Origin of the sequence: Variovorax trehalosi (genome assembly GCF_051216415.1) — a bacterium.
Classification (GTDB): domain Bacteria; phylum Pseudomonadota; class Gammaproteobacteria; order Burkholderiales; family Burkholderiaceae_C; genus Variovorax.
Genome location: NZ_JBPJZG010000006.1, coordinates 445,135 through 460,333, shown reverse-complemented (window position 1 = coordinate 460,333; position 15,199 = coordinate 445,135). Strand labels below are relative to the sequence as shown.

Annotated in this window: 13 protein-coding genes; 10 read left to right on the top strand and 3 right to left on the bottom strand. The window is 68.2% G+C overall.

Annotated elements, in window-relative coordinates; translation table 11 throughout:
• From ACSFA7_RS24090 to ACSFA7_RS24050, 9 genes are all read left to right on the top strand, one after another.
• Window positions 1-936 (top strand): TauD/TfdA family dioxygenase, encoded by a 936-nt coding sequence (locus ACSFA7_RS24090; RefSeq protein WP_435501691.1) that lies wholly within the window; start codon window positions 1-3, stop codon window positions 934-936.
• Window positions 933-2,105 carry a hypothetical protein gene (locus ACSFA7_RS24085; RefSeq protein WP_435501690.1) on the top strand — a complete coding sequence of 391 codons (1,173 nt, stop codon included), beginning with the start codon at window positions 933-935 and terminating at the stop codon, window positions 2,103-2,105. Before ACSFA7_RS24090 ends, ACSFA7_RS24085 begins: the two co-directional genes overlap by 4 nt.
• A gap of 7 nt (window positions 2,106-2,112) precedes the next feature.
• Complete coding sequence (locus ACSFA7_RS24080; protein ID WP_435501689.1) at window positions 2,113-3,513, top strand: alpha/beta hydrolase family protein; 1,401 nt, start codon at window positions 2,113-2,115, stop codon at window positions 3,511-3,513.
• 115 nt (window positions 3,514-3,628) lie between these two features.
• Entirely contained in the window at window positions 3,629-4,534 is a 906-nt protein-coding gene (locus ACSFA7_RS24075) for an SDR family NAD(P)-dependent oxidoreductase (protein WP_435501688.1), read from the top strand.
• Window positions 4,535-4,613: 79 nt separating this feature from the next.
• Complete coding sequence (locus ACSFA7_RS24070; RefSeq protein ID WP_435501687.1) at window positions 4,614-5,504, top strand: LysR family transcriptional regulator; 891 nt, start codon at window positions 4,614-4,616, stop codon at window positions 5,502-5,504.
• A gap of 14 nt (window positions 5,505-5,518) precedes the next feature.
• The gene (locus ACSFA7_RS24065; protein WP_435501686.1) at window positions 5,519-6,406 is read left to right on the top strand and encodes a LysR family transcriptional regulator; all 888 of its coding nucleotides are present in this window, start codon (window positions 5,519-5,521) and stop codon (window positions 6,404-6,406) included.
• Between the two features lie 111 nt (window positions 6,407-6,517).
• Entirely contained in the window at window positions 6,518-7,672 is a 1,155-nt protein-coding gene (locus ACSFA7_RS24060; protein WP_435501685.1) for a mandelate racemase/muconate lactonizing enzyme family protein, read from the top strand.
• A 34-nt stretch (window positions 7,673-7,706) separates the two neighbouring features.
• Window positions 7,707-8,711 carry a Bug family tripartite tricarboxylate transporter substrate binding protein gene (locus ACSFA7_RS24055; RefSeq protein WP_435501684.1) on the top strand — a complete coding sequence of 335 codons (1,005 nt, stop codon included), beginning with the start codon at window positions 7,707-7,709 and terminating at the stop codon, window positions 8,709-8,711.
• Between the two features lies 1 nt (window position 8,712).
• A complete protein-coding gene (locus ACSFA7_RS24050) occupies window positions 8,713-9,414 on the top strand; it encodes an arylmalonate decarboxylase (RefSeq protein WP_435501683.1) in 702 nt (233 codons plus the stop codon).
• Between the two features lie 6 nt (window positions 9,415-9,420).
• Here ACSFA7_RS24050 and ACSFA7_RS24045 read toward each other — a convergent pair whose 3' ends face one another.
• The 3 genes from ACSFA7_RS24045 to ACSFA7_RS24035 are packed head-to-tail and all read right to left on the bottom strand — an operon-like array spanning window position 9,421 to window position 12,762.
• Window positions 9,421-10,782 (bottom strand): MmgE/PrpD family protein, encoded by a 1,362-nt coding sequence (locus ACSFA7_RS24045; protein ID WP_435501682.1) that lies wholly within the window; start codon window positions 10,780-10,782, stop codon window positions 9,421-9,423.
• Between the two features lie 13 nt (window positions 10,783-10,795).
• A complete protein-coding gene (locus tag ACSFA7_RS24040) occupies window positions 10,796-11,959 on the bottom strand; it encodes an acyl-CoA dehydrogenase family protein (protein ID WP_435501681.1) in 1,164 nt (387 codons plus the stop codon).
• Window positions 11,960-11,976: 17 nt separating this feature from the next.
• A complete protein-coding gene (locus ACSFA7_RS24035; protein WP_435501680.1) occupies window positions 11,977-12,762 on the bottom strand; it encodes a citryl-CoA lyase in 786 nt (261 codons plus the stop codon).
• 106 nt (window positions 12,763-12,868) lie between these two features.
• On the opposite strand from ACSFA7_RS24035, the gene ACSFA7_RS24030 reads away from it, so the two are divergent.
• Window positions 12,869-15,187, top strand: coding sequence for an acyl-CoA dehydrogenase family protein (locus tag ACSFA7_RS24030; protein ID WP_435501679.1), 2,319 nt, complete (start codon window positions 12,869-12,871; stop codon window positions 15,185-15,187).
• Window positions 15,188-15,199 lie beyond the last annotated feature (12 nt).

Genomic DNA, 15,199 nt, shown 5'->3' with positions numbered 1-15,199 from the left:
ATGCACATCACCTCCCCCTTGCGCGAACCGCTCGCGCCCTGGATTCGCCAACACCGCGACCGCGTCGACCAGGCGCTGTGGACCGACGGACATGTCCTGTTCCGCGATTTCGATGTCGGCGGCCTCGAGGGCTTCGAGGCCTCGGCCGCCTCGGCCTGCGACGCGCTTTACCGCCACTATGGCGACCTGCCGCTCGCCAGCGCCAGCGACAACGTGTACTTCGCCACGCCGTACCCCAAGCACCTGGAGATCCGCTTTCACAACGAGGCGTCGCACACGCAGACCTGGCCGTCGCGCCAGCTGTTCTTCTGCCTGGAGCCGGCGTCGGAAGGCGGCGAGTGGACCCTGTCGGACGGGCGCCGGGTGATCGAGCGGCTGCCCGCGGACATGCTCGAGCGCTTCCGCGAACTGGGCCTGGTCTACCGGCGCCGTTTCATCCGTGGCCTGGATGCGTCGTGGGAGCAGTTCTTCCAGGTCTCGAGCCTGCAGGAGTTGCGCGAGAAGATCGCGCCGACGGGGCACGAGATCGACGCGATCTCGGAGAACGACCTCACCGTGTCCTACCGCACCCACGCCCTGCTGCAGATTCCCGAGCGCGGCACCGAGGCCTGGTTCAACCAGATCCTGCTGCACCACCCTGACGCGCTGCCGGCGCAGGTCGATGCCATGCTGGGCAAGCACTTTTCGCGCGACCAGTACCCGCGCACGGTGTTCTTCGGCGATGGCAGCCCGATCCCGGCCCAGTGGGTGCGCACCATCGACCGGGTGTTGACCGAGTGCGCGATCCACATCCCGACCCAGGCGCACGACGTGCTGCTGGTGAACAACCTGCTGATGGCCCACGGGCGGCTGCCGTACAGCGGCAATCGGCAGGTGCGCGTGGCGCTGGGCGACATGCGCGAGCACGCGGCGGCGGCCGTGGGAGAACCGGCGTGATCAAGCGCCAGCACATCGCGAGCAACTTCTTTCCCGAAGCCGAAGCCCTGCGAACGGCCTACGACGGCAAGGTGAAGAACGCCTACCAGCAGACCGTGCCGTGGCAGTACTTCTGCGAGCCTCAGATGTACACGTACCTGCGCACGGTGCCGCAGCAGCTCTTTCCCGACGCGCTGTGGACGCGCTTCACCCGGCACCTGAAGCAGTGGTGCACCGACCACCTCGGGATGCTCCCGACCGGCGCGCCGAACTTCCACCTCATGGTCAACGGCTGCACGCTGGGCCTGCACAGCGATTTCCAGAACGGCACCTGGGGCTTCGTCTATTCGCTCACGCGCTGGCAGACGCGCAAGTTTTCCGGCGGCGAGACCTTGCTGATGCGCGATGGCGTGCCGAGCTACAAGAAGCACCACGTGCAGGGCGAGGTGCTGTACGAACTGGTGCCGGCCGAGTTCAACCAGTTGCTGCTGTTCGACGACCGCATCGTGCACGGCACCCAGACCATCGAGGGCAGCATGGACCCGCTGGAGGCGCGCATTGCGCTGGTGGGCCATCTGCGCGCCACCTCGCCAGTGGTGACAGGGGCGCTCGACGCGGCGGCCGCTCGCAAGGTCGTGCTGGCGTTTCATCACGCCCTCGCCGAACCGGTGCGCCCCTTCAAGGATGTGCAGGGCGTGTTGAGCTTCCGCCTCTCGGTGGCTGCGGACGGCAGCGTGGCATCGGTCGATGTGCTGACCGACAACTTCGTTACCGCGCAAAGCGGCCATGCGCCCGACGACGAGGTCGCTGCGGCCCGCGCACTGGTGCTCGATGCCGCCGCAAGGCTGCGCTTTCCGGATGCGAGCGGGCCGTCGAAGGTCACCGCCGCGGTGCTGCTGCCGCTGCCGGACCTGCGGCCGATCGAGATTTCCATTCCGCATGCCGGCCGGCCGGAGCACCTGCGCGAATCCCTGAAGGCGCAGCTGAAGGAAGGCGAGGCACTGGGCTTTCAGGTGGAGATGCAGGGCGACAACTTCGTCGTGCGCGAACCGCTGGCCGGCACGATCCGCATCGAGAGCCAGCGCATCGTCGCCGCGTTCGATCCGCCGATGTGGGTGCCCTCGCAGCGCGACCAGTTCCAGGCCGCGCTGAACGAGAAGCTGGGCATGCTGGCCCGGTACGGCGGCTGAGCGGGCGATGTCGATGCTGGATGGCGCGATCGTCATCGTCGCGGTCGCCTTGGCCCTCGTGGCGGCGGCGACGCGGCGAGTCGGCGCGCGCGTCATCGCTGGCGCGGCGATGGTGCTGTTCGTCGCCTGTCTTGTGCAGGTCTGGCGCGAGGGCTTCTATTGGCAGTATGCGGCCCTCTACGCATTGCTCGCGGGGCTGGTGGTGCTGGCTTGGCGGCGCAGCCGGCCGCCATCGCAGCGCATGCTCGCATGGCCAGGGCGCATCGGCGTGGCGGGGCTCGCCATGGTGGCGCTGCTCGCGTGGACATTCGTGCCGGTGCCGGAACTGCGTGCGCCGAGCGGCCCCTACGCGGTGGGCAGCCAGGTGTTCCGATGGTCCGACCCCGAGCGCGACGAGTCCGCGACTGACGACCCGCGCGACCGTCGCAACGTCGTGGTGCAGGCCTGGTATCCGGCCGAGCCTGGTGAAGGCACGCGGTCGCGCTACATCGACGGCCTTGGGCGTCTGCCGGCCTGGGTGTCGTTGATTCCCGGGATCGCGATGCAGCGCTACGATCGCATCGACACGCATGCCCGCACCGGCGCGCCCGTGGCCACGCAACGCGCACGCTGGCCGGTGGTGCTGTTCTCGCCGGGATACGGCGCGTCGCGGGCGTTCTATTCGGGGCTGCTGGCCGATCTCGCGAGCCGCGGCTTCGTCGTGCTCGCGCTGGACCATCCCTACGAGGCCCCGGTCGTGGAGCTGGCCGATGGGCGCCTGGCGACGCCCCTCGAGCGCTTCCTGCCCGACGACCCGGACCGCGCGCGCTACATGAGCGCGCAGCAGTCCGTGCGGGCCGCGGATCTGCGCTACGTCGCCGATCGGGTCGGCCGGCCGGATGCGTTCGGTGCACGCCTGTCGCAGCGGCTCGATTCCGGGCGCATTGCCGCGATCGGCCATTCCTTCGGCGGCGCCAGCGCGGTGGAGGCAGCCATGGGCGATGCGCGCATCCGCGCCGTCGCCAACCTCGACGGCACCCTGTACGGCCGTGCGGCCACCGACCCGATGCCGGTGCCATTCCTGCTGCTGGAAAGCGACCACCGCGAGACCCGGCATTCGCAGAACTACCTGCAGGGCAACCTCGCGCTCGCGCATCACCTGCGCGCCGGCGGGTACCGCTACCAGATCGCCGAGGCCAATCACTACAGCTTCACCGACGTGCCGCTGTACCTGTCGGCGCCGGTGCGGTTCGCCATCGCCGCATGGATCGGCGGATCGCGCGGCCCGGCCCGCAGCCAGGCCGCGAGCAACGATGTGCTGGCGGCGTTCCTGCAGGGGCCGCTGATGGATGCGCCCGGCGACGTCGATGCGGCGGCGGCGCGGCATCCGGGGCTGGGCGGCGGCCCCATGCCCGCCACGCAGCACTGACTGCGTTTGGCGAAGCCCCTCTTCGGAAATCAGAAACCCGCTCTCCGCCCCCTGTGGCATTCTGGGCCGAACCCGCGAACTCGCGGGCGAACGAACACCCGGAGCAGAGACAAACATGGTTGAAGGAAAAGTGGTCGTCGTCACCGGCGCGGGCGGCGGCATCGGGCGCGACATCGCACTGGCCATGGCCAAGCACGGCGCAAGAGTGGTGGTCAACGACATCGGTGCCGCGCTCGATGGCGCAGGCGGCAGCGCCGGCCCGGCGCAGCAGGTGGTCGACGAGATCCGCGCCGCGGGCGGCGAGGCCGTGCCCAACACCGACAGCGTGGCCGATGCCGCCAGCGCCGCGCGCATCGTCGAATGCGCCGTCGAAAGCTTCGGCCGCATCGACGCCGTGGTCAACAACGCCGGCATCCTGCGCGACCGCTTCTTCCACAAGATGTCGGTGGACGAATGGGACGCCGTCCTCAAGGTGCACCTCTACGGCGCTTATTACGTGAGCCGCGCGGCCGCGACGCACTTCAAGGAGCAGAACGCCGGCGCGATGGTGCACATGACCTCGACCTCGGGCCTCATCGGCAACTTCGGGCAGGCCAACTACGCGGCAGCCAAACTGGGCATCGTCGCGCTGTCGAAGTCCATCGCGCTCGACATGCTGAAGTTCAACGTGCGTTCCAACTGCATTGCGCCCTTCGCATGGAGCCGCATGATCGGCGCGATTCCCACCGACACCGACGAGCAGCGCGCCCGCGTCGACAAGATCAAGCAGATGACGCCGGCCAAGGTTGCGCCGCTCGCGGTGTACCTCGCGAGCGATGCGGCGAATGCGGTCAACGGGCAGATCTTCTCGGTGCGCAACAACGAGATCTCGCTCATCAGCCAGCCGCGGCCGGTGCGCTCGGTGCACCGCTCCGAAGGCTGGACGCCGCAGAGCATTGCCGAGCACGCCATGCCCGCGATGCGTGCGAGCTTCTATCCGCTGGACCGCTCGGCGGACGTGTTCAGCTGGGATCCGATCTGAGGACAAACCCGCAAGCGGGCGCAGGCAGCGCGGTTCGCCGGACAATGCGCATTCCTCCCGCTCCCCTCATGCCCGCCCGGTGAACCTGCATTTCGATCTGTTCGACCTGAAACTGTTCGTCTACGTGGCGGACGCGCGCAGCCTCACGCGCGGCGCCGAGAAGGCCTGCATCTCGCTGGCGGCCGCCTCCACCCGCATCAAGCAGATGGAGGAGGCCGTGGGCGGCAAGCTGCTGCACCGCAGCGCGCAGGGCGTGAGCCTCACGGCCGCGGGACAGGCGGTGCTGTACCACGCCAAGCGCGTGATGCAGCAGATGGAGCACCTGCGCTGCGACATGCAGGACTTCGGCAAAGGCATCAAGGGCCATGTGCGCGTGTTCGCCAACACCACCTCTATCACCGAATACCTGCCGCAGAAGCTCGCGGGTTTCCTCACGCAGCACCCGGCGGTGCAGGTGGACCTGCGCGAATACCTGAGCGAAGAAATCGTGCGCGCGGTGGCCGACGGCGAGGCCGACATCGGCATCCTCGCGGGCGACGTGCACACCGGCGATTTCGATGCGCGCGCCTTCGGCAGCAACCAGCTCGTGCTGGTGGTGCCGAAGACGCATCACCTCGCCGGCGCGCCTTCGGTGGCCTTTGCTGACACGCTCGACGAGCAGCACGTGGGCCTGCACCATGGCAGCGCCATCCATCGCTTCCTGCAGCGGCGCGCGGAGCTGGCGGGGCGCGGTTTCAACCCGCGCATCCAGGTCAGCAGCTTCGAGGCGATCTGCCTGATGATCGAAGCGGGCGTGGGGGTCGGCGTGCTGCCGGCCTCGTCGGCGCAGCGGCTGTCGATGGCGATGCAGATCGCGACCGTGGCGCTCAGCGATGCATGGGCCGAGCGCGAGCTCAAGCTGATCGCGCGCAACCGCGAGCAGCTACCGGCTTCGGCGCGCGAGTTGTTCGACCACCTCATCGCGCCCTGAGCGCGCCTCCTCGCATGTCGGCCGACCCGAAATCGCTGCGCCTCTTCGTGGCCATCGCCGACCACGGCAGCATCAGCGAAGGCGCCAAGCGTTGCCACATCGCGCTCGCGGCCGCCAGCAAACGCATCTCCGACCTCGAAGCCCGCGCGCGGCTGCCGCTGCTGGTGCGCCATGCGCGCGGCGTCACGCTCACCTCGGCGGGCCATGGCCTGCTGCTGCATGCGCGCGCCGTGCTCTCGGCCATGGACCGGCTCGGCGCCGAGCTCGACGACTTCCAGAACGGCGTGGCGGGCGTGGTCAGCATCACGGCCAATGCGTCGACCATCGCGCAGTTTCTGCCGGCGCAGATCGGCTCGTTCCTGCGGCTGCACCCGGTGCTGAAGATCGACCTGCAGGAGCGCGCCAGCACTGAAGTGGTGAAGGCGGTGCAGGCCGGCTTGGCCGACATCGGCGTGATCGAGGGCAACACGCCGGCCGAGACGCTCGAATGCCTGCCGTACCGCACCGACGAACTGGCCGTGGTGGTGGCGCGCGACCATCCGCTCGGCCGCCGAAAACGCATCGACGTCGAAGAGGTGCTGCGCCACGACCATATCGTGGTACGCGAAGGCACTGCCCTGCACCGTGTGCTGTTGAGTGCCGCGCTCGAGGCGCAGGTGCCGCTCAAGGTGCGCATGCAGGTGGGCAGCTTCGACATGGTCTGCCGCATGGTGGAGCAGGGCGTCGGCATCGGCGTGCTGCCCTATGCGGCCATCCTGCCGCAACTGCAGATATTGAAGCTGCGCTGCCTGAAGCTCGATGCGCCATGGGCCGTGCGGCGCCACCTGCTGTGCGTGCGCAGGCAGCAGGAGCTGACAGTGGCGGCGCGCTCGGTGCTCGCGCACCTCGGCCAGCCAGACTGATTCCTTGAGCCGCGAGCCTTCGCGCCGCGCGAAGGCTCGAACTCGCCAAAAACGAATTGTTCTCCGGTGGACCGCGCGCAAAGATGCGTGCACATCCAGAAGGAGACAAGCTTGAAGATCATTCGCGTCAGTGCCACGCCGCTGAACATTCCCGTCACCATCGATGTGCTGGGCCTCGACAAACAGACCTCGCTCTCGCTCTGCCTCACGGAGATCGAAACCGACACCGGCCTTGTCGGCCACGGTATGACCGCCATCACCGAGGAGGAAATCATCGCCGCCGCCGTGCGCGAGGTGGCCGGCCCCGCATTGATCGGCGAAGACCCGATGGCCACCGAGCGCCTCTGGGACAAGCTCTATTGGCTGCTCTCGCCGCGCGGCCAGACCGGCTACGCGAGCCACGCCATCGCAGCGCTCGACATCGCGCTGTGGGATCTCAAGGCCAAGGCGCTCGGCCTGCCGCTGTGGCGCCTGCTGGGCGGTGCGCGCTCCAAGGTGCCGGTGTACGCCACGTTCGGCTTCGGCTTCTTCGAGCGCGACCAGCTCGCCGCCGCCGCGAAGCTCTGGGTCTCGCAAGGCTTCCAGCGCCTGAAGATGACCGTCGGCGGCCACGCGCTCGCACGCCGTGACGAGCCGCGACCCATCGACGAAGTCATCGCCGAAGACGTGCGCCGCGTGGCCGCCGTGCGCGAGGCCGTCGGCCCCGATGTGAAGCTGTATGTCGACGCCAACTGCGGCCTGGACCTGTTCCACGCGACCGAGTTGGCGCGCCACATCGAGCCCTACGGCATCAGCTTCTTCGAGGAGCCGCTCACGCAGAACGACGTGCGCCAGATGGCCCAGCTGCGCGCGCGCACCAGCATCCCGCTGGCCTGCGGCCAGAACGAAGGCCTGGCGTTCCGCTTCCGCGACCTGCTGGTGAACCAGGCGGCCGACGTGCTGCAGCCCAACGTGACCATCTCGGGCGGCTACTCGCAGTGCCTGAAGATCGCGGGCATGGCGCAGGCCTTCAACGTGCCCATCGACAACGGCGGCGCCTGGCCCTTCCACAACATGCACCTGCATGCAGGCGTGTCGAACGGCGGGCTGGTCGAATACCACTACGTGGCGGTGCAGATGCTCGAGCAGATCTTCGACGGCCTGCCCGTGCCCGACCAGGGCTGGCTCACGCTGCCCGAGACGCCGGGGCTGGGGTTCGCGCCCAATGCGGAGCGGGTGCGCGAACTCGCGAAGCTGCCGACGTCGCACGGCAAGGGCAAGGCCTGAGCCGGCCAGCGATTCAAAGAACAACGGAGACACGATGAACACCCGACAAGCGATCCGCCCCGCGCGAAGGCGCGCATTGCAGGCAGCGATGGCCCTGGGCCTCGCGGGCATGCTCGCCGCACCCGCGGCATGGGCGCAGAAGTACCCAGACAAGCCCATCCGCCTCATCGTGGGCTACTCGGCCGGCGGCGGTGTGGATGCCGTCGCTCGGCTGCTGAGTTCGCGCCTGCCCGCGGTGCTGGGCCAGCAAGTGCTGGTGGAGAACCGCACGGGTGCCACCGGCCTCATCGCCGCGGACCTCGTCGCGAAGGCCGCGCCCGACGGCTACACGCTGATGATGGGCGACAGCGCCTTGTTGATCGCCAAGCTCTTGCAACCGAAGATCGCGATCGATCCGCTGACCAGCTTCAAGCCGGTGGCGGGTGCCTTCATCTCGCCGCTGATGATCGTCACCGGCAACGACTTTCCTGCGAAGACGCCGGCCGAGCTGGTCGCGCAGCTCAAGGCGAACCCGGGGCGCTTTTCCTTCGCCACCTCGGGCGTGGGCACGGTGCAGCACCTGGGCTTCGAGATGCTCAAGCAGTCCACGGGGAGCTTCGTGGTGCATGTGCCGTACCGGGGCGCCGCGCAGATCGTGCCCGACGTGATCGGCGGGCAGGTGCCCATCGGCGTGGTCAGCGCGACGGCGGCGATGGCGCAGGCCAAGGCGGGCAAGCTGCGCGCGGTGGCGTTGATGAACAGCGCGAAGCTCGAAGGCGCGGAAAGTGTTGCGCCGCTGGCCGATGCGCTGCCTGGCTTCGACGTGGCGCCGCGCATCTTCGTGCTCGCGCCGGCTGGGACACCAAACGAGATCGTCGAGAAGCTTTCTGCCGCGGTGAAGGCGGTGCTCGATACGCCGGAAGCCGGTGCCGCGGCGGCTGCACAGGGCACGCTGCGGGCCTATGCCACGCCTGCCCAATTGGGCAAGGACATGGCCGATGAAACGGTGCGGTGGAAGCGCATCATCACCGAGCAGCGAATCGTGGCGGAAGGAGGCTGATGTGGAGCATCTCGGTTTGATCGTGCCACCCGCAGCCGGCGCAGTGCCGGTCGACGGCCCGCTGCTGTATGGCGACCGCATCCGCTTCAGCGCGCGCGGCCTTGGCCTCGGCGAAATCTCCACGCGCGGCTACACCGAAGTCATCGACTCGGTGATCGGAAAGGCGCTGGAACTGAAGGCCGATGGCGTGAGCGCCGTGTCGCTGATGGGCACGTCGCTGAGCTTCTTTCGCGGCGCCGCATTCAACCGGCAACTCGAAGTGGAGATGGCACGCGCCACGGGGCTGCCCTGCACGACCATGAGCAATGCCATCGTCGTCGGGCTTCGCAGCCTGAATGTGCGGCGCGTGGCGGTGGCGACGGCGTACATCGACGAGGTCAACGTTCAGTTGCGGAACTACCTCGAACAGAACGACTTCGAGCCGTTGGCGCTCGAAGGCCTGTCGATCTCCGACGTGCAGGAAGTCGGCACGGTGTCGACGCAGGTGCTGGTGGACTTGAGCCGGAAGGTGTTCGAGGCGCAGCCGGGCGCGGACGGCATCCTCATTTCCTGCGGCGGGCTGGTCACGCTCGATGCGGTGCGCGAGGTCGAGGCGCTGCTGAAGGTGCCCGTGGTCTCCAGTTCGCCCGCGGGTTTCTGGGACCTGGTGCGCAAGGCCGGGCTCGATGCACGCTCGCCCGGCCACGGGCGGCTGTTCGACTGAGACGACTCAACCTAGCAGACGAGCGACCTTCGGTGCATCGGCCAACTGCCAGATGCGCTGGCACGCCGCCTTGGCCTCTTCGGCCGTGGCGCCTTCGCCGTAGTGCGCGAGGCGCTGCATCTTGTCCTCGATCTCCGCGCGGTTCAGGCTGTTGCCCGGGTCGCCCTTGGGTTCGTCCACACGACCCTGCAGCGTGCGGCCGTCGGCGGTTTCCACGCTGACCTTGCCGATCCAGCGCGCGGGGTAGGCGGTGTCGACTTCGGTGTCCAGCTGCATCGCCACCTTGTCGCGAAAGCCCGCGACTTCGGGCGCGAGAAAGTCGCGGTCGAATTCGCCCAGACCCGCGCGGCCGTGCACCGCGATCAGGCCGAGCACCGTGCCCATCGAGAACTTGCCCTGATGAACTGTCGCGGGCACGGTCACGCGGCCCAGCACGTCGATGGCGCCTTGGTGCACGTGCGTGGTGACGCGGGCCACGTCGCCGTGCTTCAGCTTGTTCTGTGTCATCACTTGCAGCAGTGCGTCGGCGGCGGGGTGCGTGTGGCGGCAGGAGGCGTGGTACTTGAACGAGGTCTCGGCCAGCGTCCAGCGGGTGCCGAGGCCATCGGTGAGCTTTGCAGGGTCGGCGTCGCTCGACATGCCGACGCCGAGGCCCTGCGCGCCTTCGAGAACCTTCGCTGCGCCGGTGAAACCGTCTTGCGCGAGGTACGCCGACATCAGCCCGCTCGATGCGGCATGCGCGCAGTGCAGTTGCTTGGAGTCCGCGGCATCGCGCAGGAACTCCCACACGCCGGCCGATTGCGTACCGGCCGATCCGAACGCATGCAGCATCTGCTGCGGCGAGAGGCCGAGCAGGCGGCCGACCGCTGCCGCAGCGGCAATCGTGCCCGCCGTCGCGGTGGTGTGGAAGGTCTTGTAGTGCGAACGCCCGAGGAATTCGCCGACGCGGATGCCGACCTCATAGCCCGCGACCACGGCGGTCAGCAGTTGCGCGCCGCTCGCGCCGATGCTCTGCGCCACGGCGAGCGCCGGTGCGATGACCACGGCGGCCGGGTGAAACACCGAGCCGTTGTGCACATCGTCCTGCTCCACGAAGTGCGAAGCCGCGGCATTGACGAGCGCGGCGAACACCGGCGAGCTGGTGCGGCGCGAGGTCAGTATTTCGCTCGGCCCATCGGCGGGACCCATCATCTGCGCGAAGCGCTCGATGCTGCGTATCGGCCGCGCGGTGCGGGCCGCGAGCACCGAGCCGAGCCAGTCGAGCATCAGGTCTTCGGTGCGGCGCAGCACGGGGGCGGGAATGTCCGCGAATTTCAGTTCGGCGGCGAAGGTGGCGAGTACCTTGCTGGGGTGGTTCGAATCGGTCATGGGTGCGATCCCTTCAGAACGAGCGGGGCAGGCCGAGCATGTGCTCCGCCACATAGCTCAGGATGAGATTGGTCGAGATCGGTGCCACCTGGTAGAGCCGCGTCTCGCGGAACTTGCGCTCGATGTCGTATTCGCAGGCGAAGCCGAAGCCGCCGTGGAATTGCAGGCACGCATTGGCCGCTTCCCAGCTCGCCTTGGCTGCGAGGTACTTCGCCATGTTGGCCTGCGCGCCGCAGGGCTCGTGCGCGTCGAACAGGCGGCAGGCTTCGTAGCGCATGAGGTTGGCTGCTTCGATCTCGACGAATGCCTCGGCAATCGGAAACTGCACACCCTGGTTCTGGCCGATGGGGCGACCGAAGACGACGCGCTCCTTCGTGTACGCCGTCACCTTGTCGATGAACCAGTAGCCATCGCCGATGCATTCGGCCGCGATCAGCGTGCGCTCGGCATTGAGGCCGTCCAGGATGTACTTGAAGCCCTGGCCTTCCACGCCGATCAGGTTCTCGGCCGGGATCTCGAGGTTCTCAAAAAACAGTTCGTTGGTCTCGTGATTGACCATGTTCAGGATCGGCCGCACCGTCATCCCCTTGCCGATGGCCTCGCGCAAATCGACGATGAAAATCGACATGCCCTCGGACTTCTTCTTCACATCCGCGAGCGGCGTGGTGCGCGCGAGCAGAATCATCAGGTCCGAGTGCTGGATGCGCGAGATCCACACCTTCTGGCCGTTGATGACGTAGCGGTCGCCCTTCTTCACCGCGGTGGTCTTGATCTTCGTGGTGTCGGTGCCGGTGCTGGGCTCGGTCACGCCCATCGACTGCAGGCGCAGCTCGCCGGTGGCGATGCGCGGCAGGTACTCGCGCTTCTGCGCCTCGCTGCCATGGCGCAGCAGCGTGCCCATGTTGTACATCTGGCCATGGCAGGCGCCGGAGTTGCCGCCGCAGCGGTTGATCTCTTCCATGATCACCGAGGCTTCGGTCAGGCCGAGGCCCGAGCCGCCGTATTCCTGCGGGATCAGCGCGGCCATCCAGCCGGCCTTGGTGAGCGCATCGACGAATTCGGCGGGGTAGCCGCGGGCCTCGTCGATCTTGCGGAAGTACTCGTTGGGGAACTGCGCGCACAGGTCGCGCACGGCGTCGCGGATGTCGGGGAAGCTCTTGTCGTTGGCGTTGTTCATCGGTCGTTGCTTTTTCTTCAATCCTGGCGAGGGCCGCCGGCTTCCTTTTCCACACGCTGCCAGATCTCGATGGCCATCGGGTCGTCGATCTCCTCCAGGATGTGGCCCACCAGGCCGATGGCGCGCGCCATCACGCCGATGCCGCGGATGATCTTCCAGGGGAACCCGAACTCCGCGGCGATCGCACCGATGGCGCCGGTGGCGTTGATCGGCAGCGACTTGCCCGAGACGCGCTCCGCTTCGCCCTGCACCGCCTGCATCAGCGCGACATAGTGGGTGGAGAGGCCGTTCTCGGCTGCGATCTGGAACAGGCGCGGCGTGCGCGGGTCGATGGGCTTGTGCAGCGGATGGCCCAGGCCCGGCACGATCTGCTTGCGCGCGCGGAAATCGGCCACGATGTCCTTCGCCATGTCGGGCAGCGGGCGGGACGGCTTCTCGCCGAAGGGGATCGCCTCGTACAGCATCTTCGCGGCGCCTTCGGTGCTGCCGACGAACACGGTGCCGAGGCCGCACAGGCCCGCGGCGACGGCGGCCTGCAGCGCTTCGGGCGCACCCGCATAGGTGAGGCGTGCGGCCAGCGCGCTCGGCGTCACGCCATGCTCGACCAGCGTGACGACGATGGCGTTGAAGGTGACGGATTCCTGCGGCGTCGGGATGCGCCCCGTGAGCTCCAGGAAAGCCATGTCGCCGAGGTTCAGGTGGCCGAGGATTTCCGAGGGCAGGTCGCGCCCGCGCACGGTGATCCTGTCGGGGGTGCTGTGGCCCAACTCGGTGTGCAGGGATTTCTTGATCTTGGTGGTCATGCGCCGAATCTAGCCCCGTCCCGCGCGAGGTGGCTCCGTGATTGCGAAACCCTCCCTTCGGCAAATGCAAATGCCGCCCGCCGGAGTCTTCTGCCACGCTGCGGCCATGGATATCGAATCACTCTCGGCAATGCGCGAAGCGGCGCTCGACTACTTCGTGCGCAGCCGCGCCACGCAACGACGGCGTGCGCTGATGGAGCGGCCAGATGTCGGCGAAGCGCAGGGCTGGAGCGCGTTCGCGGAGCTGGGCTGGACGGGCATGCTCGCACCCGAATCCGCGGGCGGCCTGGGGCTGGATCTCGATGGCGCGGCAGAAATCCTGCGTGCGGCCGGCGAGCATGCGGCGCCCGAGCCGCTGCTGGCTGTGGCTGGCCTGAGTGCGCTGTTGCTGGCGCGGCTGGACACGCCCGCGGCCCGCGCATTGCTCTCCGACCTGATCGCAGGCCGAAGCCTGCCCGCGCTGGCCTGGCAGGAAAGCGCGGGCGACCTGAGCGCCGTGCCGCTTGCCTGCGGTTGCGAAAGGCGTGCCGGCAGCGTGCTGCTGCAGGGCGAGAAGCTCATGGTGCTGCCCGGCGCGGCCGCCAGCGGCTGGCTGGTGTCGGCGCGTGGCGAAGACGACGCAGTGATCCTCTGGGTGCCGCGCGGCACCGAAGGCGCGTGCGAAACCGTGGTGCCGCTGGTCGATGGTGGAGAGGCGTCAAGCCTGCGTTTCGAGCAGGTCGCGTTGCCGCCGGAAGCGGTGCTGGCCGAAGGGCCGGGCGCGCAGGACGCGCTGCGCCATGCACTTGCGGCGGGCCAGATCCTGCAGGCCGCCGAGCTGCTCGGCGCGGGGCAGGCGATGCTCGCGCAGACGCTGGCCTACCTGCGCACGCGTTCGCAGTTCGGCAAGCCCATCGGCAGCTTCCAGGCCTTGCAGCACCGCTGCGTCGACATGTTCATTCACCTCGAAGTGGCGCAGGCCACGCTGAACGAGGTGCTGGCGCTGGCAGCGCAAGAGATTTCCACGGAAAGACTCGAAGCCGAGGCGAGCCGCGTCAACGCGCGATGCACAGCCGCAGCGCTTCAAGCCTCGCGCACTTCCGTGCAGTTGCACGGTGCCATCGGCTACACGCAGGAATGCGACCTGAGCCTGTTCTACAAGCGCGTGCTGTGCCTCTCGGCGTGGCTGGGCAACGCCACTGCGCATCAGCATCGGCACGGCTTGCTCGTGGGCGAAAGCGAAGCAACGGCAAGCACCGCCGCATGGACCGGCGACTTCCCCCGCACCGCCGACTGGTCCGCCATGCCCGAGGCTGAGTTCCGCCGCATGGTGCGTGGCTTCCTGCAGCAGCGCTATCCGCAGGCCCTTCGCTATCTCTCGCACCGCGCGCGGTGGAGTGAGATGCGCGACTGGTACCTCACGCTGTCCGCGCAGGGCTGGATCGCCCCGGCCTGGCCAGAGGCGCACGGCGGCATGGGCCTGCCGGCCGACAAGCTCATCGCGTGGATCGAGGAACTGGAGCAATACGGCGTGGCACGCGCGCCCGACCAGGGCATCGTGATGATCGGGCCGCTGCTCATCCAGCACGGCACGCCGGAGCAGCAGCAACGCTTTCTGCCGCGCATCCTGAGCGGCGAGAACGTGTGGTGCCAGGGCTATTCGGAGCCTGGTGCCGGCTCCGATCTCGCGGGATTGCGCACCGATGCCATCGCGGGCCGCGATGCCGAGGGCGATCATTTCATCGTCAACGGCCAGAAGATCTGGACCACGCTCGCGCAGGACGCCAACCACATCTTCATGCTGGTGCGCACCGACAAGGAGGCGCGCAAGCAAGAGGGCATCAGCTTCCTCTTGTGCGACCTGCGCACGCCGGGCATCACGGTGCGGCCGATCCACACGCTGGCGGGCGAGCCGGAGTTCTGCGAGGTGTTCTTCGACAACGTGCGTGTGCCGGCCGAGAACCTCGTCGGCCAGCTGCATGGCGGCTGGACGATTGCGAAAGCGCTGCTGGGTTTCGAGCGCATTTTCCTCGGAAGCCCCAAGCAGTCGCAGTACGCGCTGGGACAGCTCGCGCGGCTCGCAGAGGCGCGGCGCCTGTTCGCGGAGCCGGTGTTCGCGCAGCGCTTCGCGGCGCTCCGGCTCGATGTGGCCGACCTGACCGCCGCCTACACCAGCTTCTCCAACATCGTGCGGGCGGGCAAGCCGCTGCCCGCATCCGTGTCGCTGCTGAAGATCTGGGCGAGCGAGACCTATCACCGCATCGGCGCCCTGTTGGTCGAAGCCGGCGAAGAGCAGGGCGCGGTCGCCGGCGACCAGGTGCTGGACGGACAGACCTTCAATGTGCTGTCTCCGCTGATCGGCGCGACGGCCGCAATGATCTACGGCGGCACCAATGAGATCCAGCGCAACATCCTCGCGCGGCAGGTGCTGGACCTTCCGGCCTGAGCGATGCGAGCG